Source organism: Streptomyces sp. NRRL S-1813 (genome assembly GCF_000719605.1).
Classification (GTDB): domain Bacteria; phylum Actinomycetota; class Actinomycetes; order Streptomycetales; family Streptomycetaceae; genus Streptomyces; species Streptomyces decoyicus.
Map to the genome: position 1 here is coordinate 38279 of NZ_JOHB01000016.1, position 22749 is coordinate 61027.

25 protein-coding genes and 1 pseudogene are annotated in these 22749 nt (G+C 72.5%); 9 read left to right on the plus strand and 17 right to left on the minus strand.

Annotated elements, in window-relative coordinates; all coding sequences use genetic code 11:
• The first annotated feature begins 19 nt into the window (after positions 1–19).
• Positions 20–1534, plus strand: coding sequence for a S8 family serine peptidase (locus tag IF67_RS0122430; protein ID WP_030988348.1), 1515 nt, complete (start codon positions 20–22; stop codon positions 1532–1534).
• A gap of 85 nt (positions 1535–1619) precedes the next feature.
• Here the strand turns inward: IF67_RS0122430 and IF67_RS45120 are convergent, their stop codons facing one another.
• The 5 genes and pseudogenes from IF67_RS45120 to IF67_RS0122450 form a co-directional block, all read right to left on the minus strand.
• On the minus strand, positions 1620–1817 hold the full coding sequence (locus IF67_RS45120; RefSeq protein WP_030988349.1) for a hypothetical protein: 198 nt from the start codon (positions 1815–1817) through the stop codon (positions 1620–1622).
• Positions 1818–2013: 196 nt separating this feature from the next.
• Positions 2014–2103 (minus strand): annotated as a pseudogene (locus IF67_RS46005) (hypothetical protein); the annotation flags it as partial.
• A 196-nt stretch (positions 2104–2299) separates the two neighbouring features.
• The gene (locus IF67_RS0122440) at positions 2300–3343 is read right to left on the minus strand and encodes a zinc-dependent alcohol dehydrogenase family protein (protein WP_030988350.1); all 1044 of its coding nucleotides are present in this window, start codon (positions 3341–3343) and stop codon (positions 2300–2302) included.
• A gap of 39 nt (positions 3344–3382) precedes the next feature.
• Entirely contained in the window at positions 3383–4090 is a 708-nt protein-coding gene (locus IF67_RS0122445) for a lysoplasmalogenase (protein ID WP_030988351.1), read from the minus strand.
• A complete protein-coding gene (locus tag IF67_RS0122450; RefSeq protein WP_030988354.1) occupies positions 4087–4998 on the minus strand; it encodes a sterol desaturase family protein in 912 nt (303 codons plus the stop codon). The genes IF67_RS0122445 and IF67_RS0122450 overlap by 4 nt, the downstream gene beginning before the upstream one ends.
• Positions 4999–5130: 132 nt before the next feature.
• Between IF67_RS0122450 and IF67_RS0122455 the strand changes: the two genes are divergently transcribed.
• Positions 5131–5841, plus strand: coding sequence for a peptidase E (locus tag IF67_RS0122455; RefSeq protein WP_030988355.1), 711 nt, complete (start codon positions 5131–5133; stop codon positions 5839–5841).
• Between the two features lie 190 nt (positions 5842–6031).
• Here the strand turns inward: IF67_RS0122455 and IF67_RS0122460 are convergent, their stop codons facing one another.
• The 4 genes from IF67_RS0122460 to IF67_RS0122475 all read right to left on the minus strand — a co-directional run bounded on the left by IF67_RS0122460 (position 6032) and on the right by IF67_RS0122475 (position 10385).
• Positions 6032–7276 carry an amidohydrolase family protein gene (locus IF67_RS0122460; protein WP_030988362.1) on the minus strand — a complete coding sequence of 415 codons (1245 nt, stop codon included), beginning with the start codon at positions 7274–7276 and terminating at the stop codon, positions 6032–6034.
• Positions 7273–8598: an amidohydrolase family protein gene (locus IF67_RS0122465; protein WP_051818447.1), complete on the minus strand. Its 1326-nt coding sequence runs from the start codon at positions 8596–8598 to the stop codon at positions 7273–7275. The genes IF67_RS0122460 and IF67_RS0122465 overlap by 4 nt, the downstream gene beginning before the upstream one ends.
• A gap of 13 nt (positions 8599–8611) precedes the next feature.
• Complete coding sequence (locus IF67_RS0122470) at positions 8612–9505, minus strand: SDR family NAD(P)-dependent oxidoreductase (protein WP_030988367.1); 894 nt, start codon at positions 9503–9505, stop codon at positions 8612–8614.
• An 82-nt stretch (positions 9506–9587) separates the two neighbouring features.
• Positions 9588–10385, minus strand: a complete 798-nt coding sequence (locus tag IF67_RS0122475; RefSeq protein WP_030988369.1) for an acetoacetate decarboxylase family protein — start codon at positions 10383–10385, stop codon at positions 9588–9590.
• A gap of 127 nt (positions 10386–10512) precedes the next feature.
• On the opposite strand from IF67_RS0122475, the gene IF67_RS0122480 reads away from it, so the two are divergent.
• From IF67_RS0122480 to IF67_RS0122505, 6 genes are all read left to right on the plus strand, one after another.
• On the plus strand, positions 10513–11145 hold the full coding sequence (locus IF67_RS0122480; protein WP_030988370.1) for a TetR/AcrR family transcriptional regulator: 633 nt from the start codon (positions 10513–10515) through the stop codon (positions 11143–11145).
• A 151-nt stretch (positions 11146–11296) separates the two neighbouring features.
• Positions 11297–12334, plus strand: a complete 1038-nt coding sequence (locus tag IF67_RS0122485) for a DEDDh family exonuclease (protein ID WP_037839711.1) — start codon at positions 11297–11299, stop codon at positions 12332–12334.
• A 63-nt stretch (positions 12335–12397) separates the two neighbouring features.
• Positions 12398–12631 carry a hypothetical protein gene (locus IF67_RS0122490; RefSeq protein ID WP_030087516.1) on the plus strand — a complete coding sequence of 78 codons (234 nt, stop codon included), beginning with the start codon at positions 12398–12400 and terminating at the stop codon, positions 12629–12631.
• Between the two features lie 143 nt (positions 12632–12774).
• Positions 12775–13608 (plus strand): SURF1 family protein, encoded by an 834-nt coding sequence (locus tag IF67_RS0122495; protein ID WP_030988375.1) that lies wholly within the window; start codon positions 12775–12777, stop codon positions 13606–13608.
• A 55-nt stretch (positions 13609–13663) separates the two neighbouring features.
• A complete protein-coding gene (locus tag IF67_RS0122500) occupies positions 13664–15481 on the plus strand; it encodes a glycoside hydrolase family 15 protein (protein WP_030988377.1) in 1818 nt (605 codons plus the stop codon).
• 4 nt (positions 15482–15485) lie between these two features.
• The gene (locus tag IF67_RS0122505) at positions 15486–16241 is read left to right on the plus strand and encodes an SDR family oxidoreductase (RefSeq protein ID WP_030988380.1); all 756 of its coding nucleotides are present in this window, start codon (positions 15486–15488) and stop codon (positions 16239–16241) included.
• Between the two features lie 68 nt (positions 16242–16309).
• On the opposite strand, the gene amaP is transcribed toward IF67_RS0122505, so the two are convergent.
• Genes amaP through IF67_RS0122530 form a run of 5 tightly spaced genes read right to left on the minus strand, consistent with a single transcriptional unit; the run spans position 16310 to position 18678 of the window.
• Positions 16310–16915 (minus strand): alkaline shock response membrane anchor protein AmaP, encoded by a 606-nt coding sequence (gene amaP / locus IF67_RS0122510; RefSeq protein WP_030988382.1) that lies wholly within the window; start codon positions 16913–16915, stop codon positions 16310–16312.
• A gap of 7 nt (positions 16916–16922) precedes the next feature.
• On the minus strand, positions 16923–17591 hold the full coding sequence (locus IF67_RS0122515; protein WP_030988384.1) for a DUF6286 domain-containing protein: 669 nt from the start codon (positions 17589–17591) through the stop codon (positions 16923–16925).
• Positions 17588–17977 (minus strand): Asp23/Gls24 family envelope stress response protein, encoded by a 390-nt coding sequence (locus IF67_RS0122520; RefSeq protein WP_199812768.1) that lies wholly within the window; start codon positions 17975–17977, stop codon positions 17588–17590. Before IF67_RS0122520 ends, IF67_RS0122515 begins: the two co-directional genes overlap by 4 nt.
• A 6-nt stretch (positions 17978–17983) precedes the next feature.
• On the minus strand, positions 17984–18178 hold the full coding sequence (locus tag IF67_RS0122525; protein WP_030988388.1) for a hypothetical protein: 195 nt from the start codon (positions 18176–18178) through the stop codon (positions 17984–17986).
• 38 nt (positions 18179–18216) lie between these two features.
• Entirely contained in the window at positions 18217–18678 is a 462-nt protein-coding gene (locus tag IF67_RS0122530; RefSeq protein WP_030988390.1) for an Asp23/Gls24 family envelope stress response protein, read from the minus strand.
• A gap of 223 nt (positions 18679–18901) precedes the next feature.
• On the opposite strand from IF67_RS0122530, the gene IF67_RS0122535 reads away from it, so the two are divergent.
• Positions 18902–19630: a hypothetical protein gene (locus IF67_RS0122535; protein WP_030988392.1), complete on the plus strand. Its 729-nt coding sequence runs from the start codon at positions 18902–18904 to the stop codon at positions 19628–19630.
• A gap of 49 nt (positions 19631–19679) precedes the next feature.
• Here IF67_RS0122535 and IF67_RS0122540 read toward each other — a convergent pair whose 3' ends face one another.
• The 3 genes from IF67_RS0122540 to abc-f form a co-directional block, all read right to left on the minus strand.
• The gene (locus IF67_RS0122540; protein ID WP_030988393.1) at positions 19680–20459 is read right to left on the minus strand and encodes an enoyl-CoA hydratase/isomerase family protein; all 780 of its coding nucleotides are present in this window, start codon (positions 20457–20459) and stop codon (positions 19680–19682) included.
• A 113-nt stretch (positions 20460–20572) separates the two neighbouring features.
• Complete coding sequence (locus IF67_RS0122545; protein ID WP_006606369.1) at positions 20573–20794, minus strand: helix-turn-helix domain-containing protein; 222 nt, start codon at positions 20792–20794, stop codon at positions 20573–20575.
• 335 nt (positions 20795–21129) lie between these two features.
• The gene (gene abc-f / locus IF67_RS0122550; RefSeq protein WP_030988396.1) at positions 21130–22728 is read right to left on the minus strand and encodes a ribosomal protection-like ABC-F family protein; all 1599 of its coding nucleotides are present in this window, start codon (positions 22726–22728) and stop codon (positions 21130–21132) included.
• Positions 22729–22749: the final 21 nt, after the last annotated feature.

Here is a 22749-nt window from a genome sequence, read left to right on the forward strand (position 1 = left end):
CGGATGATGTGGAGTATCCATGGCACATCCCCGATCCAGACGCATGCGGGCGCTGGCCGTACCGCTCGGACTGGCTCTGACGGCGTCCCTCGGTTTCCTCCCGAACGCGGCCACCGCCGCGTCCCAGGACTCCGCCCCGGCCGCCGCCGCCTCGGCCGACGGCCCGCTGCTGTCGTACGTCGTGAACACCACGCCCGGTCATGCCGCGGTCGGCAAGGTCGAGAAGGCGATAGCCAAGGCCGGAGGGAAGGTGATCATCGCCCATGAGCAGATAGGCGTGATCGTCGTCCATTCGGCCAACCCGCAGTTCGCCGCCTCCCTGAGGACGGTGCCGGGCGTGCAGTCGGCGGGCGCGACCCGCACCGCGCCGCTGAAGGCACAGGGCACCACCGATGTCGGCAAGCCGCAGAAGATCGACCTGCCGAAGTCCCAGCTCATGGCGGCCGGCAAGGCGGCGAAGGCGAACGGCGAGGAGCCGCTCGAACCGCTCCAGTGGGACCTGCCCGCCATCAAGGCCGACAAGGCCGCGAAGGTGAACCCGGGCAGCAAGAACGTCACCGTCGCCATCATCGACACCGGTGTGGACGACACCCACCCCGATCTGAAGCCCAACTTCTCGGCGAAGCAGTCCGCCAACTGCGTGGGCGGCGTGGCCGATACCTCCAAGGGTGCCTGGCGCCCCTGGAACCCGGACGAGGACTACCACGGCACCCATGTCGCGGGCACGATCGCCGCGGCCCGTAACGGCGCCGGTGTGGCCGGGGTCGCGCCGGGTGTGAAGATCTCCGCCCTCAAGGTCAGCGAGCCGGAGACGAGCCTCTTCTACGCCGAGAGCGTGGTGTGTGCCTTCGTCTTCGCGGCCGATCACGGCGTCGAGGTCACCAACAACAGCTACTACGTCGACCCGTGGATGTTCAACTGCAAGGATGACGCCGACCAGGCGGCCATCATCGACGCGGTCGGCCGTGCGGCGAGCTACGCCCAGCGCAAGGGCGCGATCAACATCGCGGCGGCGGGCAACTCCAACCTCGACCTGGCGGCGCCCCAGCTTCCCGACGCCTCCAGCCCGAACGACTCCACCCCCGTCGAGCGCACCATCAACCCGAAGACCTGCTGGGACGTTCCCACCCAGCTGCCGGGCACGGTGACGGTCGCGGCGACCGGCGTCAACAAGCTCAGGTCCTACTACTCGAACTACGGCCTGGGCCAGATCGATGTGGCCGCGCCGGGCGGTGACTCGAAGCAGGTGCCCGAGCTGCCCGCCAAGAACGGCAACATCCTCTCCACCATGCCGGGCGGCGACTGGGCCTACCTGGCCGGCACGTCCATGGCGACCCCGCATGTCGCGGGCGTCGCGGCGCTGCTCAAGAGCGCCCACCCGAAGTCCAGCCCGCAGGAAATCCAGTGGCTCCTCAAGGAGCAGGCGGACAACCCCGGCTGCCCCACGGGTGACGCGACCTGCACCGGCACCAAGCATGTCAACGGCCACTACGGCTACGGCATCGTCGACGCGCTGGACGCGGTGAAGAAGTAACTCCCGGACGGTAGACGGGAGGGACGCGGGAGGGCCGGGTGGTGTGTCACCCGGCCCTCTTCCGTGCGGTGCACACGGGCGGGCGTCAGGCCGGGTCGCGGCCGAGGTAGGCCGCCAGCCGGTCCACTGCGCCGGCACCGGGCGGGGCGGGGGGCAGGTCGGGGACGGCGGCCGGCAGACCGCTGCGGTAGGCGGGGGCGTGCACACCGTCGAGGGCGTCCTCGACGAAGTCCGTGATGATCCGGCGGCGTTCCCGGGCCGACAGACGGGCCAGTTCGGTCATGTTCGGCAGCTCCTCTGCTGCGCTCCCCCGCGCGGCCACCGCACGCAGCACGGCGCGCTGCAACTGAAGGGTTGGGGATCTGTGCGTCCAGCGCGTCCGCCCACTGCGCCGCCGTCTCGGCGACCGTGCGCTCGCGGTGCAGTACGGACCGGATCGCCGCCAGCCCGATGCCCAGGTCGCGCAGACTGCGCACGATCTCCAGGCGGGCCGGGGCGTCCGGGCCGTGGAGCCGGTAGCCCGCGGGGGTGCGGGCGGCGGGCGGCAGCAGGTCCTGGTCCGACCAGATGGGGGTCCCCCCTGTTCCTCAAGAGCTCGGGGGAGGATCGTCTTGACCGGGAGGCCGGTCAGCCGCGCCAGCGCGCCGATCGTGAGCAGGCCCGTGCCGTCCTCGTTCATGCCGTCCGCTGTCGGGTCTCCCACGGAGGGAGACCCAAGCGGCGGCCCGTCCGGCCGGACGGGCCCGCGCCTGCGTGAGCCGCCGGTCAGGGCTTGACCAGCACCTTCAGTGCGGTGCGGTCGTCCATGGCGCGGTAGCCGTCCGGGACGCCCGCCAGGTCGACGGTGAGGTCGAAGACCGGTGCGGGGTCGAGGGTGCCGTCCAGGACGTCGGGGAGGAGTTCCGGGATGTAGCTGCGGACCGGGGCGACACCGCCGCGTACGGCGATGTTGCGGTCGAAGAGGGCGCGCATGTCCAGGCCGCTGCCGCTGCCGTGCGGCACGCCGACCCAGCCGATGGCCCCGCCGGCCCGGGTGATGCCGACCGCGGTGCGCATCGACTGCTCGGTGCCGACCGCCTCGATGACGGCGTGGGCGCCCTGGCCGCGGGTCAGCTCACGGACCGCGGCGACGGCCGCCTCGCCGCGCTCGGCGACCACATCGGTGGCGCCGAAGGTCCGGGCGATATCGGTACGTGCCCGGTGGCGGCCGAGGGCGATGATCCGCTCGGCGCCCAGCCGCTTGGCGGCCAGCACCCCGCACAGGCCGACCGCGCCGTCCCCGACCACCGCGACCGTCGAGCCGGGCCGTACGCCCGCGCCGAGGGCGGCGTGATGGCCGGTGCCCAGGACGTCGGAGAGCGCCAGCAGACCGGTCAGCAGCCGGTCGTCGCCCGCCGCTTCGGCCGGCAGCTTGACCAGGGTGGCGTCGGCGTACGGCACCCGGACGGCCTCGCCCTGGCCGCCGTCGGAGCCGGGTTCGCCCCAGAAGCCGCCGTCCACGCAGGAGGTGGTCAGACCGTCGGCGCAGTACTCGCAGCGGCCGTCGGACCACATGAAGGGCGCCACCACGAGGTCGCCGACGGCGAGACCGGACACCTCGGCGCCGGTCTCGGCGATCACCCCGAGGAACTCATGGCCGATCCGCTGGCCCGCCTCGCGCTCGGCCTCGCCCCGGTACGCCCACAGGTCGCTGCCGCAGATACAGGACCGCAGCACCTGCACCACGGCGTCGTGGGGCTTGAGGACGGCGGCGTCGGGGACCTCGTCGATGCGGATGTCGTGGGCGGCGTGGATGGTGGTGGCGCGCATGCGGGGCGTTGTCCTTGCGTATCCGGAGGGTGTACCCGGTTACGGTACGCCTGCCGTCCGGGGCGTCTGCGTCCGGTGTGGTGCGGGCCGCGGGGCCGTGGCGGCGGCGCGCAACACCCCTTCGGCCAGCGCGTACTGGGCCGCGACATAGGTGAACATGATCCAGAACTGTGGGCCCGGCAGCTGCGGCCAGTGCGCGATACCGCTCGCGATCAGGGTGTCGGAGAGCAGGAAGAGCAGCCCGCCGACGGCGGCCCAGGGGCCCGCCCGGAGCGCGCCGAACGCCATGGCGGTGAGCAGCAGGCTGTAGCCGGCGACCGGGATCCGCAGGTCTGCCGGGAGGTCCGGCCACAGGAGCACGACCGTGCCGGCCAGCAGTACGGCATACGCGGCACCGGCCGCCGCCGTCCGCCCCCGCCGTCCGCCCCAGGGCGCCGTTCCGTACCGGGCGAAGAGCAGCAGATAGCAGACGTGCCCCGCGGCGAACGAGCCCATGCCGACCAGGAAGGCGAGGTCCCCGCCGATCTGGAGGAAGGTGTCGCCGCCGCAGCCGAAGAGCAGCGCACCGGCGAGCAGCGGCGGGCCGCCGCGCGCCAGCGCGTATCCGGCGAGCACCGGCATCAGCGCGGGCTTGGTGAGCTGCCCGACGGCCGGGACGCCGGCGAGCAGCGCCGCCAGGTGCACAACGGCCAGTACGGCGAAGGCCCACAACAGCGGCCGTACGGCCCGCGGCCACCGGGCGGTCACGCGGCCGGCTCCTCGACGGAGGCACGCGCCTCGGCACCCGGCCGGCCGGCCTTCGGGCTCTCCCCGACGGCCGCCCGCTGGGCCGGCTGCCAGCCCGGCCCGCGGAACACCCGCCCGGCGCGCTCGCGCCAGCTGTCCGCGGCCCGTATGTCGCGTGCGATGGCCGCGTACTCATGGGTGGCCACCCGCAGCGGGTTGAAGGTCTCGATGTTCTTGGTGAGCCCGTAGACCGGCCGCTCGGTCTCGGCGGCGAACGAGCCGAACATCCGGTCCCAGATGATCAGGATCCCGCCGTAGTTGCGGTCCAGGTAGCCGCCCTGCGAGGCGTGGTGGACCCGGTGGTGGGACGGGGTGTTGAGCACGAACTCGAAGGGCCGGGGCAGTTTGCCGATCCGCTCGGTGTGCACCCAGAACTGGTAGACGAGGTTGGCCCCGGAGGTGAAGGCGATCGCGGCGGGATGGACACCGAGGGCGATCATCGGGACGTAGAAGGGCCAGACGGTCCAGGTCGTCCAGGGCTGCCGCAGGGCGGTGCTGAGGTTGAACTTCTTGCTGGAGTGGTGCACCACATGGCAGGCCCACAGCACGCGGATGACGTGGTGGCCGCGGTGCGACCAGTAGTAGAAGAAGTCCTGACCGAGCAGCATCAGCGGCAGCGTCCACCACAGCACGGGTATCCGCAGCGGGGTGAGTTCGTAGACCGCGGCGTAGATCGCCACGATGGGGATCTTCCACAGCGCATCGAACGCGAGGCTGCCCAGGCCCATGCCGACGCTGGTGGCGGCGTCCTTGGCTTCATAGCCTTCCACATCCTCGTCGGGATGCAGGCGATAGCTCACCATCTCCACCACGGCGAGCAGGACGAAGGCAGGTACGGACCACAACAGGACATCGGGCAGGTGCGGCATGCCACGCACCATAAAGGCGTGGACGGCGGCGCCGCTAGGGGTTGTTACTGAGAAGTATGTAAGACGTGCTGTCAGCTGCTCCGCGACGATGGTCCGGCGCAGCTCCCCGCGACGACCCGGAATCGAGGTCCCATGGCCCGCACACCCACCATCGCCCTGCTCGGCGGCGGCTTCTCCGATGACCCCGACACCCTGCTGGACGACTTCGTGCTGGACGCCGCCGGGCGGGACCGGCCGAAGGTCTGTTTCCTGCCGACCGCGAGCGGAGATGCGCCGGGGTACACCGAGGCGTTCCACAAGGCGTTCGGCGCGCGGGACTGCGAAACGGGCCACCTGGAGCTGTTCCGGCGCACCATGACCGATCTGCGGGCGTTCGTCCTCGCGCAGGACATCGTCTACGTCGGGGGCGGCAACACCGCCAACATGCTTGCCGTCTGGCGGGTGCACGGCCTGGACACGATCCTGTGCGAGGCGTACGAGTCCGGGGTGCTGCTGTGCGGCATCAGCGCCGGGGCGTGCTGCTGGTTCGAGGCCGCCTTCTCCGACTCCTTCGGCCCGCCGGTGCCGCTGTCCGACGGGCTGGGACTGCTGCCGGGCAGCCTCTGCCCGCACTACGACAGCGAGCCGGGGCGCCGGCCGGGCTATCTGGCGGCTGTCAACGACGGTGCGCTGCCGGGAGGCTGGGCGGTCGACGACGGCGCCGCCGGGCTGTTCCGCGACGGCCGCCTCGTGGATGTCGTCACCCGCAAGCCGGGCGCCACGCTCCGCCGGGTGGGCGTCGGCGAGGACGGCTCGGTGGCGGAGGTGGCGCAGACGGCGCGGGTACTGAGGCCCCAGGTGTAAGCGGACCCCGTTGATCACCTGGTGGTGCTCGCTTCACCTGCCGCCCACGACAGCCACATGATCAGCCGGAAAGGCCGTGGGCCGTGCCGAGTTGGCCGGCCAGGTCGGCCAGGCCGTCGGCGTGGGTGGCTGTTGACCGAACACAGGGGGCAGCCACCCTGGTTCCCGGCCCGCACGCTCCGGCCGTCACTCACCACACCCGCACCGCCCCGCCCCGCGCGAACGCCGGGCTGGTGGCGTCCGGGGGGATCTTTTCCAGGGGTTCGGCCAGTTCGGCGACCGTGGGGCCGACGCGGGCCGCGTGGGGGGCGAGGCGGGCGAGGTCGAAGCCGTAGACGCGGGCGGCGTTGGTGCCGAGCATGGCCGCGGTCTCGTCGGCCGGGACGCCGGCGTAGGCGAGGCGGAGGGCCTCGCGGGAGTGCGGGTGGGTGCCCTCGTCGTGAGGGTAGTCGCTGCCCCACATGATCTTGTCGAGGCCGATGCGGTGACGGAGCGGGACCTCGTGCGGGCGCATGAAGCTGGCGCCCACGAAGCAGTGCTCGCGCCAGATCCCGGAGGGGGAGGCGCCCATGGCCGCCGCCAGGCCGGTGCCGAACTTGGACTCGGCGGTGGCGGACCGGGAAGCGGTCGCGGCCGCGACCAGCCGGCCGTGGTAGTAGTCCAGCATGTCCAGGACGCCGGGGATCCAGCCGGAGCCCTGTTCGGTCAGGACGAGGCGGAGGCCGGGGTGGCGGCGGAAGGCGCCGCCGAAGACCAGGTGCCACAGGGCGCGGTGGGAGAACCAGGTCGTCTCGACCATGAAGACGGCGCGGGCGGCGGGCTCGTCGCCGAGCGGCGGGGAGGCCGAGCCGCCGTGGTGGTTGACGGGGACCTCCAGCTCCGCGCAGACCGCCCAGAGCGGGTCGTAGCACTCCGAGTGCAGTTCGGGGAGGCCGGAGCCGGGCGGGGTGCCGGGGAGCAGGATGCCGCCGGTGAGGCCGGCCTCCTTGGCGCGGCGGACCTCGCGTACGGCCTCGTCGACATCGTGGAGCAGGATCTGGGCGACTCCGGCCCGGCGGCCGGGGGCGTCGGCGCAGAAGTCGGCGAGCCAGCGGTTGTGGGCGCGCAGGCCCGCCCAGCGCTGCGCGAACTCCTCGCGGGTGGGCGCCGGGGCCACGAGCGAGGCGCTCGGGAAGAACGGCGGGATGGTGTTCGGGAAGACCACCTCGGCGACGATGCCGTCGGCCTCCAGGTCGGCCAGCCGGCGGCCGGAGTTCCAGTTGCGGTCGGCGGTGTCGGCGAGCAGGTCCTCGTACGGGTTGACGTAGGAGGCCGCCCAGGCGTCGAAGGCCTCGTGGTGCCGGGAGGCCAGGTACGGCTTGTAGTCGAGGAGGTCGGCGCCGGCGTGGCAGTCGGCGGAGACGACGGTGTAGCGGTCGTCGGGTCGATGCGTCATTGCGCGGCCCCCAGTACCGGGAAGTCGTGGTCCGTCAGCCAGTGGCGGCCCACCTCGCGCGAGCGGGCCCAGGAGGCCTCGACCGCCGCCTGGTCGGCGCTCTGGCCGAGTTCGGCCGGTGTGGGGCCGATGCGGCGGGCCAGCGGGGCCAGCGCGGCGGCGTCGAAGCCGAAGTTCTCGGCCGCGGCCAGGCCGAGCATCCGGCGGGTCTCGGTGACCGGAATGTCGTGGAAGGTCTTCTTCAGCCAGGCGCGGGTGTCGGGCCAGGTCCCTTCGGGGTGCGGGAAGTCGCTGCCCCAGAGGATGTTGTCGACGCCGATCTCATAGCGCTGGGCGAGCTCGCGGCGTTTGGTATTGGTGGCGCAGACGAAGACCTGCCGGTCCAGGTACGCGTGCGGCGGCTGCCTCAGCTCCGCGAACGGAGAGAGCTTCTTGCCGCCGTGGGCGCCCAGGTAGAGGCGGTCCATGAACCACAGGAGGTTGGGCAGCCACCAGCAGCCGGATTCGGCGATCCCGAACCTCAGGCCCGGGTGGCGCTCGAAGACGCCGGACCACAGCAGGAACCACAGGGGGCGCGCGGGCCACCAGGTCACCTCGGAGACATAGATCCCGAGGTGGCTGCCGTACTCGTGGCGGGGCGCGGCCCCGGAGTGGGTCAGCACCGGCATCGCGCAGGCGGCCGCCGCCGCCCACACCGGGTCGTAACGGCGGTCGTGGTACGGCTCCTTGTCGACCCACATGGAGGGGATCATCAAGGCGCCGAGCCCGGACTCCTTGGCACGGTGGATCTCGGCCACGACACGGTCGACCTCGGCGGTGACCGGCAACAGCGCCACCCCGCAGTGGCGTTCGGGGTGTGCGGAGACGAAGTCGGCGAGCCAGCGGTTGTGCGCCTGCGCACCCGCCATGCCGAGGTCCGGGTCCTGGTCGCCGGAGAGGCCGAGGCCCACGCCGAAGGGAGCCGCCGTACCGCTGTCGACGGCGTCCGCGTCCGGGAAGACGACCTCCGCCGCCACGCCGTCGCCGTCGAGTTCCTTGCTGCGCTGTGCGGGGTCCCAGCCGCCTCGCAGGCCCTCCTCGTTGTCCCGGAACCAGCGGTCGGCGAAGGCCTCGTTGCGGATGCCGAGGCGGGTGGCCTCCGCGCGGCGGGCGTCCCGGCCGCCGAGGAAGTCGTCGAAGGCGCGGTGGAAGCGGGCGTCGAGGTAGGGGCGGTACTCCTCGGTGGGGAGTCCGGCGTGACAGTCGGAGGAGATGATCAGGTACGGCTCGTGCCGGGGGTCCTGTGCGTCCGGCCGGTCCGTGGGGCCCTGTGGGTCCGTCATGGCGGCTGCTCCCTCAGTCGTCCGGGTCGAGAATGAAGTGCTCCAGATACGCGGGGGTGCTGCGGTCGAGCATCGAGGCGGACCGCGCCCGGATCTGCGCGTCGGTGTGCTCGCCGGGGGGCAGCAGCCAGAAGCGGCCGGCCCGGACGCCGTCCACGACCTGCGCCGCGACGTCCTCCACGGGCGTGAAGGCGACCTCCTTCCCGGCCTCCTTCATCGCCGACTCCCACTGCGCGAGGCTGCGGTACGGGGTCCGGCGCGGGCGGGCCTTGGCGTAGCGCGCGGGCCGGTTGCGGTGCGACTCCCACAGCCCGGTGCGCAGCATGTGCGGGCCGGGGAAGAGCACCGAGGCGCCGATGGGGGCCCGCTCGGCCCTCAGATGGGCGTAGAGCGATTCGGTCATGGTCACCACGGCCGCTTTGGTGACGGCGTAGACGGACGCGGTGGGCAGCGGCGCGACACCCCCGTCGGTCGAGGAGGTGTTGACGACATGGCCGGGCCCGCCGCCGGCCAGCATCCGGGGCAGGAAGCACTGGATGCCGTGGAAGACGCCCCAGACGTTCACCGCGAACGCCCAGGCCCAGTCGTTGGGGTCGTGTTCCCACATCCGCCCCTCGGCGCCGGAGCCCACCCCCGCGTTGTTGCACAGCAGATGGACGGCGCCGAAGGTGTCGTACGCGGCGTCGGCGAGGGCGGCGACCTCTTCGCGTACGCCGACGTCCACGGTGCGCGCCAGTACGCGGGCGCCGTCCGCGGTCAGCTCGTCGGCGGCGGCCCGCAGCGGCTCCTCCTCGACGTCCGCGAGGACGACCCGCAGGCCCTCCGCGGCGAAGCGGCGCGCCATGGCCAGGCCGATGCCGCTCGCGGCGCCGGTGACGACGGCGACCTGTCCGGCCTTCAGCTCCATACCCGCTCACCTCTCCGTGCCGGTCGGGCCGCCCGCTTCTGCGGCCGGGTCCGGGGAGTCGTCCCTCCGGGTGGACACCGCATCAGACGCTCCCCTCGGGCGGTCCGTCGTGCAGCTGACGTGGGTCGTCATAGCGCTGGTGGACGTACGGCAGCAGGGAGCGGGCGCTGACCCGCTCGACGACCCGGCCCTGCTGGTCGGTGGTCTTCTCGCCGAGGGTGAGCTCGACGAGGGTGCGTACGGGGAGGTCGGCCACGGGGTCGTACATCGACTCCCGGAGGACGACATCGCCGGTGAGCTTCTCCAGTTTGCGGACCTTCTCGTGGCGCAGGCAGTGCACCAGCACCGGATCGATGTCGAAGCCCGAACCGTCCACGGCGGGCAGGAACTTGAAGTAGAAGTCGGTCTTCCGGGCCGGCCCGGGGACCGGCAGCGGACCGCTCACCGCGCCGCGCACCTCGACGAAGGCGATGCCGTGCCGAGCGAGCGCCGCACGCACCACCGGGCCGTCCCGCTCGACCGTGACCTCGCCCAGCTTCTTGGGTTCGCCGAAGACCTCCCGGCCGCCGGTCAGGGCCCGCTCGTGGGTCATCGGCATGACGAGCGGATACCAGCCCTCGACGCCCCGGTGCGCGGCCGCCACGGCGACCGAGCCCGCGCCCAGGGGGTAACCGGGCAGCGCGACCTTGCTGATGGTGACGCGGACCAGCGGACGTCCGGTCGGCGCGAGCGGCGGCGGGAGGACGGCCGCGACCGCCTCCGGGTCGCTCTCCCAGACCGCGACCACGCCGGTGGACCAGATGTCGGGGAGCCGGGAGCTCGCGGTGCGCGCCGCGGAGAGCTCCTCCTCGGTGCGCGCTCCGTAGCGAATGCGTGCCATGTCGTACCACCCTTCGTCGTCGGTGACTTACGGGGGTTGCGCGAGACGCCTGTAACACTGTTACACCGAGCGGGACGAAGGGTAAAGGGCCTTGTGCACAAGGGAGTTGAGAGATAGGCAGGGGCATATGACACGTACGGCGCTGACCGGCGAAGAGGTTCTGGCGGCCGCCGCCCGGCTGGTGCGGGCGCACGGCCCCGGGGCGCTGACCATGCGCCGGCTCGCCACGGAACTGGGCACCGCCGTCACCTCCATCTACTGGCACGTCGGCAACCGCGAGTCGCTGCTGGACGCCCTCGTCGAACGCACGGTGCGGGAGATGGGCGAGATCCACCCCACCGGGCACACTCCGCAGGCGCGCATCATCTCGGTGGCCCGTACGCTGCACGCGGCGCTGCGCGAGCGCCCGCAGCTGATCGCGATGGTGCACGAACGTGGTCTGACGGAGCGGATGTTCCTGCCCGCGCAGCAGGCGCTGGTCCATGAGATGCACGCCGCCGGGCTGCGCGGCGAGACGGCCGCCGAGGCGGTGCGGGCCGTCCAGTTCCAGGTCGTCGGCTTCGTCCTGGTCGAGCGCAACCGCGAACGGTCGCCCGCGCAGCATCCGAGCGAGGGCGAGCTGTGGGACTCCCCCGCCGCCGGGCACGATCCGGCGCTGGCCCGCGCGCTGGCCGGCCCGGTCGACACCGGGCGGCTGTTCCTCGTCTCGCTGGAGGCGCTGGTGGCCTCACTGCTCTCCCCCGCGGAGCCCGGCTCCTGACGCGGCCGCTTCCCGGCGGGGCGCGGCCGCGCCGGCGCCCGTCAACTCCCGTACGGACCTCCGATGTGCCGGGGCGGCAGGCGCACCTGCCGGCCCGCGCGCCCCACGCCGGTTCGGTGGCTGTCGGTGGCGGCCCTTATCCTCAGTGACCATGCTCGAAGACCGCATGGCAGCAGCCGACCCGATCGCGCCGAAGATCGGCCAGCAGCCGGGCCCGCAGACGCCGCCGGCCCCCTGGCCGTCCGCCTATCCCCAGGGATACGCGGTGGTCGACGTCGAGACCACGGGCCTGGCGCGCGACGACCGGATCATCTCCGCCGCCGTGTATCAACTCGATGCACAGGGCGAGGTCCAGGACCACTGGTACACCCTCGTCAACCCGCAGCGGGACCCGGGGCCGGTCTGGATCCACGGGCTCACCAGCGCCGTGCTGGCCGATGCCCCGCTCTTCCCGGACATCGTCCCGGAGCTGTCCCGGCGGCTGGCGGACCGGGTGCTGGTCGCGCACAACGCGATGTTCGACTGGTCGATGATCGCCCGCGAGTACGCCCGCGCCGCGGCGACCGCGCCGGTGCGGCAGCGGCTGTGCACCATCGCGCTGTCCAAGGAGCTGCGGCTGCCGCTGCCCAATCACAAGCTGGAATCCCTCGCCGCCCATTACGGCGTGGTGCAGGAGCGCGCCCACCATGCGCTGGACGACGCCCGGGTGCTGGCCGAGGCGTTCCGTCCCGGTTTGCACCGGGCCGCGCGGGAGAATGTGCGGCTGCCGCTGCTGAACTGCCAGCCGCTGACGGAGTGGTCGGACGCCCCCGCGCCCCGGCAGCACTCCAGCGCCGCGGCGTACCGCCCCACGACCTGGCGGCCGTCCCGTAAGCGCCCGGCGTGCCCGTACCCCAACCCGGGGCGCTACGAGGCGGGCGGCCGGCTCGTCCAGGGGATGCGGGTCGCCTTTTCGGGCGACACCTCCGTGGACCGCGAGCTGCTGGAGGACCGGGCGATCGAGGCCGGACTCCATGTCGCCACGAGCATGTCCCGGGTGACCAGTGTGCTGGTGACCAACGACCCGGACGCAAACACTTCCAAGACCGCCAAGGCCGCCTCGTACGGCACGGTCGTGATCGACGAGGCGGCCTTCATGCAGCTGCTCCAGGATGTCGAGCCGGCCGCCCCGGCGCCTGCGTCCGGGTGAAGCCCGCCCAACACACCCGTCGGCACCTCGCCCCGCAGGGGCGCCGCCCGCACCCTGTGGCGCATGGCACGTTGTGAGGTCTGCGGAAACGAATACGGCATGACGTTCGAGGTGCACGCGCAGGGCGCGGTGCACGTCTTCGACTGTTTCGCCTGCGCCATCCACCGCATGGCGCCGATCTGTGAGCACTGCCGGTGCCAGATCATCGGCCAGGGCGTCGAGGCCGACGGGCAGTGGTACTGCGGTGCGCACTGCGCGCGGTCGGACGGGAGGGTGGGCATCGTCGACCGGGTCTGATCCACACGTCCGCCGGACGGGTCCGCACGGTCCGCCGGACGGATCCGCACGCTCTGCCGGACGGGCGCGGCCGGAGCCTCCCCCGGCCACCGCTGGGGGACCCGCAGCCCGGGGGCCGCGGCGCCCCAGGTACCGTCGAAGCCGTGTACCGCTTCCTGTTGTCCCGGCAGTGGGTGATCCTCACCCTCGTGGCTCTCGTGCTGATCCCCGTCATGATCAAGCTGGGCTTCTGGCAGCTCCACCGCCATGAGCACAAGGTGGCGCAGAACCAGCTGATCGCGAGCAGCCTGGCCGCCAGGCCGGTCCCGGTCACCGAGCTGACCGCCCCCGGCCGGGACCTGCCCCACGACGACATGTGGCGCACGGTCACCGCCACCGGCACCTACGACACCGCGCACGAGGTCGTGGTCCGCCAGCGCACCGCCGCCGACGAGCAGAGCATCGGCTACTACGTGCTCACCCCGCTGGTCCTCGGCGACGGCCGGGCCGTACTGGTCAACCGCGGCTGGATCTCGGCGGGCAACGACCTCACCAAGTTCCCGGACGTCCCGGCCGCCCCCCGGGGCAAGGTGACCGTGACCGGCCGGATGATGGCCGACGAGACCTCCGCCGTCAGCGGTATCAAGGACACCAGGGGCCTGCCCGCCCGCCAGATCATGCTGATCAACAGCAAGGAGCAGACGAAGCGGGTCGGCCGGCCGCTGCTCGGCGGCTATATCGAGCAGACCGGGCCCGAGCCGTCCGGCGGCAAGCCGGAGCTGGTCCCCGAGCCGGACCACGACTCCATCGGCCCGCACATGGCGTATGCGGTCCAGTGGTGGCTGTTCGCGGCGGCGGTGCCGGTCGGCTGGGTCATCCTCGTCCGCCGGGAGCGGCGCGACCGGGTGGCTGCGGCGGCCGAGGAGGCCGAACAGGGCGAGGCCCGGGAGTCCGAGGCAGCCGGCGAGGACGCGCCGCCGGTCCCGGCCGGCCCGTAGCCCGGACAGCCGCCACCCCCGCGTGGCGCGCCCTCCGGGCGGGAAAAGGCGCTGAGTGCACCCACATATCGAGGACTATGCGCTCATCGGCGATCTCCAGACCGCCGCACTCGTCGGCCGCGACGGCTCCATCGACTGGCTGTGCCTGCCCCGCTTCGATTCCGGGGCCTGTTTCGCCGCGCTCCTCGGCGGCAAGGACAACGGCCACTGGCGGCTGTCCCCCCGGTCCTCCGAGGCCCGCGCGCAGCGCTCCTACCGCGGTGAATCGCTGATCCTCGACACGGTGTGGGAGACCTCCACGGGCAGCGTCCGGGTCATCGACTTCATGCCGCAGCGCGACCGCCAGCCCGATGTCGTACGGATCGTCGAGGGACTGAGCGGCAGCGTCGAGATGCGCGGGGTGCTGCGGCTGCGGTTCGACTACGGGCGGGCGGTGCCCTGGGTGCGCGCCGCCGAGGGCAGCCGGGTGGCGGTCGCCGGGCCGGACTCCGTGTGGCTGCGCACCCCCTCCCAGGGCACCACCTACGGCAAGGACTTCAGCACCCGCTCGGACTTCACCGTCGCTGCCGGCGAGCGCACCGCGTTCGTCCTGACCTGGCACCCCTCGCACGAGCCCAGGCCGGAACAGATCGACCCGTTCGAGGCGCTCCAGGACACCCTGGACGACTGGCACACCTGGTCCGCGCGCTGCCGCTACAACGGGCCGTACCACGAGGCCGTGATCCGCTCGCTGATCACCCTGAAGGCACTCACCTACGCGCCCACCGGCGGCATCGTCGCGGCCCCCACCACCTCGCTGCCCGAGGAGCTGGGCGGCGTACGCAACTGGGACTACCGCTACTGCTGGCTGCGCGACGCCAGCCTCACCCTGAACTGCCTGCTCTCCGCCGGATATCTGGAGGAGGCCGGCGCCTGGCGGGACTGGCTGCTGCGCGCGGTGGCCGGCGCCCCCGACGACCTTCAGATCATGTACGGGCTGGCCGGTGAGCGGCGGCTGCCGGAGACCGAGCTGCCGTGGCTGTCCGGATACTGCGACTCCCTTCCCGTACGCATCGGCAACGCGGCCGTCGAACAGCGTCAGCTCGACGTCTACGGAGAGGTGCTCGACTCCTTCCACATCGCGCGCACGGCCGGGCTGGCGTCGGAGCCACACGCCTGGAGCATCCAGCGCGCCCTGGTGGACTACCTGGAGTCCACCTGGCGCGACCCCGACGAGGGGCTGTGGGAGATCCGCGGGCCGCGTCGGCACTTCGTGCACTCGAAGGTCATGGCCTGGGTGGCGGCCGACCGGGCGGTGCGGGCGATCGAGGCGGACCCGAAACTCGGCGGGGACCTGGAGCGCTGGCGGGCGATGCGCGACGAGGTCCACCGCGAGGTGTGCGAGCGCGGCTACGACGCCGACCGCGGCACCTTCACCCAGTTCTACGGCTCCCGGGAGCTGGACGCCGCGACCCTGCTGATCCCCCGTGTCGGGTTTCTGCCGGGCGACGACCCGCGGGTCGTGAGCACCATCGACACCGTCCGCCGCGAGCTGACCGTCCCTCATGGCCCCGACAGCATGGGAGGTGCCCCCATCGGACTGGTGCGCCGCTACAGCACCGAGGGGGGCTCGGTCGACGGGCTGCCGGGCGACGAGGGCACCTTCCTGGCCTGCTCGTTCTGGCTCGTCGACGCGCTGCGGCTGAGCGGCCGGCGGCACGAGGCCCGGGAGATGTTCGAGCGGCTGCTGGACCTGCGCAACGATCTGGGGCTGCTCTCCGAGGAGTACGACCCGGCCGCCCGCCGCCAGCTGGGGAACTATCCGCAGGCGTTCAGCCATATCGGCCTGGTGGGGACCGCCTTCGGTCTGCGGGACGGGGCAGAGGCAGACTAGGGCCATGGATCTTGGACTCACCGACCGGACGTACATCGTCACCGGGGCGACCCGGGGCCTCGGCTTCGCCACCGCCCGTGCACTGGTCGCCGACGGCGCCCATGTCGTGATCACCGGACGCACCGAGGAGAGCGCGGCCGCGGCCGCCGCCCCGCTCGGCGAACGCGCCCTGGGCGTGGCGGCCGACAACGCCGACCCGGACGCCGCCGACCGTCTGGTGGCCGCGGCCCGGGAACGCTTCGGCCGCCTGGACGGAGTGCTCATCAGTGTGGGCGGCCCGCCGCCCGGCACCGCCGCCGACAACACCGACGACCAGTGGCGGGCGGCCTTCGAGTCGGTCTTCCTCGGCGCGGTACGGCTGGCCCGTACGGCCGCCGCCGAGCTGACGGAGGGCGGCGTGATCGGCTTCGTGCTGTCCGGTTCGGTGCAGGAGCCGATCCCCGGTCTGACCGTCTCCAACGGGCTCCGCCCCGGTCTCGCCGGCTTCGCCAAGTCGCTGGCCAACGAGGTGGGCCCGCGCGGTATCCGCGTCCTCGGCGTACTGCCCGGCCGGATCGCCACCGACCGGATGACCCAGCTCGACGCGCTCTCCGGCGACCCGGAGGGCTCCCGCGCCCGCAACTCCGCGTCGATCCCGCTGGGCCGCTACGGCAAGCCGGAGGAGTTCGGCCGGGTCGCCGCGTTCCTGCTGTCGCCGGCCGCGTCGTATGTCACCGGCGTGATGGTGCCCGTGGACGGCGGGGCCCTGCACGGCTTCTGACGGGGAGCCCGCCGCGGTCCGGCGGACGGGCCGTAATTCCTGTCCGGTGGATCAGGGCCGGCCAGAACCTAACTGACCCGCTCGGGCCGGTGCTTGACCGCGCGCAGCCGGATGTCCGCCGGCAGGTGGTCGAGCCCGGCCGAGCGGCGGGCACGGTCCAGCGCCTCGTCCGACAGACGCCGGACCACGGTCCCCGGGTCGGCGTGCGGGGCGAGGGCCAGCACGGCCCGGATCCGCGGTGTGCTCCGGCGGCCGGTCAGCAGCACACCGGCCCGGTCGACGCCGTCCAGCGCCTCCGTTTCGGCCGCGAGGACGTCCTTCAGCGCGCGGCCGCGCAGCAGGGCGCCCTCGCCGTCTCCGCTGTCGACGAGGATCTCGTCCAGCCGGTGGCGCCGGAACTGGGTCAGCAGCCACCACAGCACCAGCAGCACGAAGACGGCCAGTACGAGGATGACAACGGGCCAGAACCAGCCCTGGCCGGTCCAGTGGGTGCGTTGGTGCGCGGGGAGAAGCACGTCGTCGGGGCGGGACCAGGGCCAGTGGGCGGGCAGGTGCAGATGCCATTTCGCGGGCAGGCCGAGGCCGCCGAACAGCACCAGGCCGCCGGTGCCGAGCAGCACCACACCGGTCAGGCCGAGCAGTACCCGGTTGATCGTTCTGCGGACCCTGCGCATCGCTCGCTCACCTCTTCTTCGGGCGCCGGACGTGCACGGTCAGGCCGAGCCGGCGGGCCGGCCCCAGCTGCCGCAGGCCCTCGCCGAGCGCGGCGTCGAGGTCGGCGCGGACCTCGTCCAGCTCACGGAAGTGGGAGACGGCGTGCGCCTTGGCCTTGCGACGGCTGACTTTCACCCGTACGGACTGGACACCGGCGACCTCCATGGCACGGTCGCGCAGCACCAGCGCGGCGGCCGCCCGGTCCAGCCCGGAGCGGACGTCCGGCGCCACTTGCCGCATCGGCAGCACCTGACGCAGGCCGGGGGTGACGGCCAGCACGATCAGCCAGACACCGAGCACCACCGCGACCGCGGCGGCGCCCAGCACCCAGGGGTTGTCGAGATGACGGGTGGCCAGTTCATGGGCGAGCCGCCGGCGCCAGGCCATCGCGGAGCGGTCGGCGCGCACCGCGGCCACGTCGTAGAGCAGCAGGCCCGCGGCGGCCAGCAGCAGCAGTGCGACCACCGTGGCCGGAACGCGCCGGTCCGACCAGAAGCGCCCGGTCCGGTCGTCGTCCGCGGTGCTCGTGGCGGCCGTGTCCGGGGCGGACGGCGCCGTCCCGGCCGGTGCGTCCGGCGTTTTGTCGAGGGTGGGCAGCCGCCGGGTGTCCGGCAGCTCCGCATCGTCGTCGCTCATCGCACCCTCCCGCGCGTACCCTCCAGCAGCGGGGAGTGCAGCCGTTCGACCTCCACCGCGACCTCGGGGACCTCCATGCTCGCCAACGCCTTCACGCGCTCGGCGACCTGACGGCGCACCACCCGGCACTGTGCGCCGATGTCGGAGGGGTAGCCCAGCTCCACGGCGATCCGCACCCGTGCCTCGCCGAACTGCCCGCGATCCTCGCGCCGGTGCACCGTCACCGTCGCATGCGCGTCCGTGGAGGCGTGCGGGGACTGGCCGCGCAGTGCCTCCCGGGCCGCCTGCGCGGCGATCTTCGCCACCACCCGGTCCGCGATTCTGGTCTGGCCGCGCTCACCCGCTGCCACGCCGGCGGCAGCGGCGGCCGGGGACACCGTCGCCACCCGGCTTCACCGCCGCCGGTCGTCGCGGTCGCTGCGCGGATGGAAGAATTCACCGGCCTGGAGATCCCCGTCCAGCAATCTGCCGACCACGAAGCCGACGGCGCCCAGCGCCGCCACCAGCACGAAGGCCCCAAAACCGCCGAAGTATCCGGCGAAGCCCAGCGCCATTCCGGCCAAGAGGCCGGCCAAGGCCATGTTCATCGTGCGCTCCTTCGCTACCCCTTCGTGGACGGGCCCGGTCACTGGAGCCGGGGCTCCGCTCCCTCTTCTTCATCTTCCTCGTCGGGCAGCTTGACGTCGCTGACCGCGATATTGACCTCGACGACCTCCAGGCCCGTCATCCGCTCCACGGCGGAGATGACGTTCTCCCGGACGGAGCGCGCGATATCGGCGATGGCGACGCCGTAGTCGACCACGATCTCCAGGTCCAGCGCGGTCTGCACCTCGCCGACCTCGGCCTTGACCCCTCGGGTCGCGTTCGCCGACCTGCCGCCGCCGGGCACCCGGTCGCGTACGGCGCCGAGCGTACGGGCGAGACCGCTGCCCATGGCATGCACGCCGACGACGTCCCGGGCCGCCAGACCGGCGATCTTCTCCACGACACCGTCGGCGATGGTGGTCCGCCCGCGGGTCGCGGGGTCGCCGCCACCCCGCTTGGCGGGAGTCCGGGGTCCCTCCGCATGCTGCTGGCTCTCGCTCATGGCCGTACGTCCCTTTCCGCGAGGAGAAGCGGTCCGCCCGCTCCGTTGCCCACAGTAGGTCCGTTTTATCCGGTTCGCTCCGGGGGTGCGGCAGCGGAGTGCTCCCTACGGCGCCGTCCGGCACACCGCCCTGCCGTGCGGGCCGGTGTGCGGCAGTCTGGGGGAGTTGTCCGGGATGTGTCCGGGAACAGGTCCGGGGACCTGCCGGGAAAGGGGTGACGCGGTGGCCGCGAACCAGTTGGCACAGACGGTGCGGGCTCAGCTCGGGATCGGCCGGGTGCTGCCGCTCGGCGGACCCGCGGACGGTTCATGGATCACCGAGCAGGCGGCCGCCGGGGCGCTGCGGGCGGCCGCCGGGACGCCGGCCGGTGTCCGCATCGGCACACTGCGGCTGTCCGTCGCCGACCCCGCCCATGCCCCCGAGCCCACGGTGCCGGCACCGCCGAGCGCACTGCCGCCCGGCCCGCTGCGGATCGAGGCGGACTTCACCGCGGTCGCCGACCGGCCGCTGCCCGCCCTTGCCGACCAGGTGCGCACCGCGCTGCTGGAGGCGGCGGTCCGGGAGCTGGGGCTGGTGGTGGGCGTGGTGGATCTGCGGGTCAGCGGGCTACTGGAAGGGGACGAGGCCGCCGCGGCACCGCCACCGGCCGCCCCTACGGGAGGCCCCTCGGCCACCCCCGCGACGGGCGACCGGACGGGTGCGACACGGGAGGGCCCGGCGGGGGTCGCCGCCGTCGCACGGGACGTTGCGGGTGTGGCCCGGCTGGCGCCGGTGCTCGGCGGGCTGTCCCGTCCGCTGCGGTTCAGTGACGGGCATGTGCTGATCCAGCTGGCGACCGCGCCCGGCTATCGGGCACTGGATGTCTCGTGCGCGGTGCGGCGGGCGGTGGCGGCCACACCGGCGGCGCCGTCGACGGTTGCCGTGCTGGTCACCGCCGTGGAACAGGAATGACGGGCGTCCCCGGCCGGGGACGCCCGTCAGTGCCGGGGTGCGCCGGGCGCTATTCCCCCACGCCCGCGAGGTCGCGCAGCCGGCGCGCCTGGGCGGCCCGTTCGGCGCGTCGCTGCTCCTCGTACGTACGGCCCGCGGCACCGGCCAGCAGGGCCTTGGTCTCGATGACGGCGTCACGCGGCGGGGCGGTGAGCGCGGCGGCCAGGTCGGTCACCGCGGCATCGAGTTCGTCCGCGGGCACCACGAGGTTGGCGAGGCCGATCCGCTCGGCCTCCTCTGCATGCACAAAGCGCCCGGTGGCGCAGATCTCCAGCGCCCGGGCGTAGCCCACCAGCCCGACCAGGGGGTGGGTACCGGTCAGGTCCGGTACGAGTCCCAGGCTGGTCTCGCGCATGGCGAACTGGACGTCCGGCGCGACCACCCGCAGATCGCAGGCCAGGGCGAGCTGGAAGCCCGCGCCGATGGCATGGCCCTGCACGGCGGCGATGGACACCAGATCATTGCGCCGCCACCAGGTGAACGCTTCCTGGTACTCGGCGATCGTGGCATCCAGCTCGCTGTCCGTACCGCGCGCCAGATCGATGAACGACGGCTCGCCGTCGAAGCCTTCGGGCGTGAACGCCTGACGGTCGAGGCCCGCGGAGAAGGACTGGCCCTCACCACGCAGCACGGCGACCCGCACCGTTCCGGGCAGCAGCGAACCCGCCTCGGCGAGCGCCCGCCACATGGCCGGCGACTGCGCATTGCGCTTCGCCCCGTTGGCGAGGGTCACTGTGGCGATCGCACCGTCAACGGTGAGTCGCACACCGTCCTTGTCGAGCAGAGTCATGAGCGCCTCCGAGTCAGCCAGCCGCACCTGCGTGCGTAAGTGACCGAACGGTAACCTCCCGGCCGGCTGCTCGGCCGACCGGGGGGACACCGCTGCACCCGGAATCGCAGCCGTCAGGCCGATGCGGCCTTCTTGCCCCTAGTGGCTCCGCCACGACCGCGCAGGACCACACCGGATTCGCTGAGCATCCGGTGCACGAATCCGTAGGAGCGGCCGGTTTCCTCGGCCAGCGCCCGGATGCTCGCACCGGAGTCGTACTTCTTCTTCAGGTCTGCCGCGAGCTTCTCGCGCGCGGCGCCGGTTACCCGGCTGCCCTTCTTCAGAGTCTCGGCCACCCGTGCCTCCTCGTGGGAAGTGCGCTCTGGACTCTCATGATCACCCCTCCCCGGCTTCCTGGCCACCCATTCCGCAAGGTCAGTACGACATCCTTTGCCGCCCGGCGTCCGCTCACGAGGGCCGGAATCCCCCATTCCGCACCGTCGGAAGACCGTCCGAGGCCGACTTTTCGCAAGAAGCGGCAGGTCAGGGGGCGTGCCGCCGAAATGGTGACGGCCGGGCCCCAAGGACCCGGCCGTATGCCGCAGACTCGCCGGTGTACGAGCCGTTCTCACTCAGATGATGGATCACACATCGGCCGAATGATCCATACGGCATGATCCATCCGCCGTGATCAGGCCAGCGCGACCAGGTCCGCGTAGTCCTGGCCCCACAGGTCCTCGACGCCGTCGGGCAGCAGGATGATGCGCTCCGGCTCCAGCGCGTCCACCGCGCCCTCGTCGTGCGACACCAGGACCACCGCGCCCGTGAAGGTGTGCAGCGCGCCGAGGATCTCCTCGCGGCTGGCCGGGTCGAGGTTGTTGGTGGGCTCGTCGAGCAGCAGCACATTGGCGGACGAGACGACCAGCGTCGCCAGGGCGAGGCGGGTCTTCTCGCCGCCGGAGAGCACCCCGGCGGGCTTGTCGACGTCGTCGCCGGAGAAGAGGAAGGAACCCAGCGTCTTGCGGATGGCGACCAGGTCCATGTCCGGGGCGGCCGAGCGCATGTTCTCCAGGACCGTGCGGTCCGGGTCCAGGGTCTCGTGCTCCTGGGCGTAGTAGCCGAGCTTGAGGCCGTGCCCGGGGCGGACCTCGCCGGTGTCCGGCGTCTCGACACCCGCCAGCAGGCGCAGCAGGGTGGTCTTGCCTGCACCGTTCAGGCCGAGGATGACGACCCGGGAGCCCTTGTCGATGGCCAGGTCGACGTCGGTGAAGATCTCCAGGGAGCCGTAGGACTTCGACAGGCCCTCGGCGGTGAGCGGGGTCTTGCCGCACGGCGCCGGGTCCGGGAAGCGCAGCTTGGCGACCTTGTCCGAGGCGCGCACCGCCTCCAGGCCGGCGAGCAGCTTGTCGGCGCGCTTGGCCATGTTCTGCGCGGCGACGGTCTTGGTGGCCTTGGCCCGCATCTTGTCGGCCTGGCTGTTGAGGGCCGCGGCCTTCTTCTCGGCGTTCTGCCGCTCGCGCTTGCGGCGCTTCTCGTCGGCCTCGCGCTGCTGCTGGTAGAGCTTCCAGCCCATGTTGTAGATGTCGATGTTCGAGCGGTTGGCGTCGAGGTAGAACACCTTGTTCACGACGGTCTCGACCAGGTCGACATCGTGCGAGATCACGATGAAGCCGCCGCGGTAGGTCTTGAGGTAGTCGCGCAGCCAGACGATCGAGTCCGCGTCGAGGTGGTTGGTCGGCTCGTCGAGCAGCAGGGTGTCGGAGTCCGAGAAGAGGATCCGGGCCAGCTCGACGCGGCGGCGCTGACCGCCGGAGAGCGTATGGAGGGGCTGGCCGAGGATGCGGTCGGGCAGACCGAGGCTGGCGGCGATGGTCGCGGCCTCCGCCTCGGCTGCGTATCCGCCCTTGGTCAGGAACTCGGTCTCCAGGCGCTCGTACTTCTTCATCGCCTTGTCGCGGGTGGCGCCCTTGCCGTTGGCCATCCGGTCCTCGTTCTCGCGCATCTTGCGGAGCACGGAGTCCAGATCACGGGCGGACAGGATGCCGTCGCGGGCGAGCACGTCCAGGTCGCCGGTGCGCGGGTCCTGCGGCAGATAGCCGACGTCGCCGGAGCGGGTGACCGTGCCGGCGGCGGGGATGCCCTCGCCCGCCAGCACCTTGGTGAGGGTGGTCTTGCCGGCGCCGTTGCGGCCGACCAGGCCGATGCGGTCGCCCTTGGCGATACGGAAGGAAGCGGACTCGATGAGGATGCGGGCGCCGGCGCGCAGCTCGAGGCCGGAGGCGGTGATCACGGAAAAAGCTCCAGGGCAGGA

What these genes read in the sequence shown, in the direction of transcription:
- IF67_RS0122430 (WP_030988348.1), top strand. Translation starts at nt 20, where the DNA reads ATGGCACATCCCCGATCCAGACGCATGCGGGCGCTGGCCGTACCGCTC.
- IF67_RS45120 (WP_030988349.1), bottom strand. Translation starts at nt 1,817, where the DNA reads ATGACCGAACTGGCCCGTCTGTCGGCCCGGGAACGCCGCCGGATCATC.
- IF67_RS0122440 (WP_030988350.1), bottom strand. Translation starts at nt 3,343, where the DNA reads ATGCGCGCCACCACCATCCACGCCGCCCACGACATCCGCATCGACGAG.
- IF67_RS0122450 (WP_030988354.1), bottom strand. Translation starts at nt 4,998, where the DNA reads ATGCCGCACCTGCCCGATGTCCTGTTGTGGTCCGTACCTGCCTTCGTC.
- IF67_RS0122455 (WP_030988355.1), top strand. Translation starts at nt 5,131, where the DNA reads ATGGCCCGCACACCCACCATCGCCCTGCTCGGCGGCGGCTTCTCCGAT.
- IF67_RS0122460 (WP_030988362.1), bottom strand. Translation starts at nt 7,276, where the DNA reads ATGACGCATCGACCCGACGACCGCTACACCGTCGTCTCCGCCGACTGC.
- IF67_RS0122465 (WP_051818447.1), bottom strand. Translation starts at nt 8,598, where the DNA reads ATGACGGACCCACAGGGCCCCACGGACCGGCCGGACGCACAGGACCCC.
- IF67_RS0122470 (WP_030988367.1), bottom strand. Translation starts at nt 9,505, where the DNA reads ATGGAGCTGAAGGCCGGACAGGTCGCCGTCGTCACCGGCGCCGCGAGC.
- IF67_RS0122475 (WP_030988369.1), bottom strand. Translation starts at nt 10,385, where the DNA reads ATGGCACGCATTCGCTACGGAGCGCGCACCGAGGAGGAGCTCTCCGCG.
- IF67_RS0122480 (WP_030988370.1), top strand. Translation starts at nt 10,513, where the DNA reads ATGACACGTACGGCGCTGACCGGCGAAGAGGTTCTGGCGGCCGCCGCC.
- IF67_RS0122485 (WP_037839711.1), top strand. Translation starts at nt 11,297, where the DNA reads ATGCTCGAAGACCGCATGGCAGCAGCCGACCCGATCGCGCCGAAGATC.
- IF67_RS0122490 (WP_030087516.1), top strand. Translation starts at nt 12,398, where the DNA reads ATGGCACGTTGTGAGGTCTGCGGAAACGAATACGGCATGACGTTCGAG.
- IF67_RS0122505 (WP_030988380.1), top strand. Translation starts at nt 15,486, where the DNA reads ATGGATCTTGGACTCACCGACCGGACGTACATCGTCACCGGGGCGACC.
- amaP (WP_030988382.1), bottom strand. Translation starts at nt 16,915, where the DNA reads ATGCGCAGGGTCCGCAGAACGATCAACCGGGTACTGCTCGGCCTGACC.
- IF67_RS0122515 (WP_030988384.1), bottom strand. Translation starts at nt 17,591, where the DNA reads ATGAGCGACGACGATGCGGAGCTGCCGGACACCCGGCGGCTGCCCACC.
- IF67_RS0122525 (WP_030988388.1), bottom strand. Translation starts at nt 18,178, where the DNA reads ATGAACATGGCCTTGGCCGGCCTCTTGGCCGGAATGGCGCTGGGCTTC.
- IF67_RS0122530 (WP_030988390.1), bottom strand. Translation starts at nt 18,678, where the DNA reads ATGAGCGAGAGCCAGCAGCATGCGGAGGGACCCCGGACTCCCGCCAAG.
- IF67_RS0122540 (WP_030988393.1), bottom strand. Translation starts at nt 20,459, where the DNA reads ATGACTCTGCTCGACAAGGACGGTGTGCGACTCACCGTTGACGGTGCG.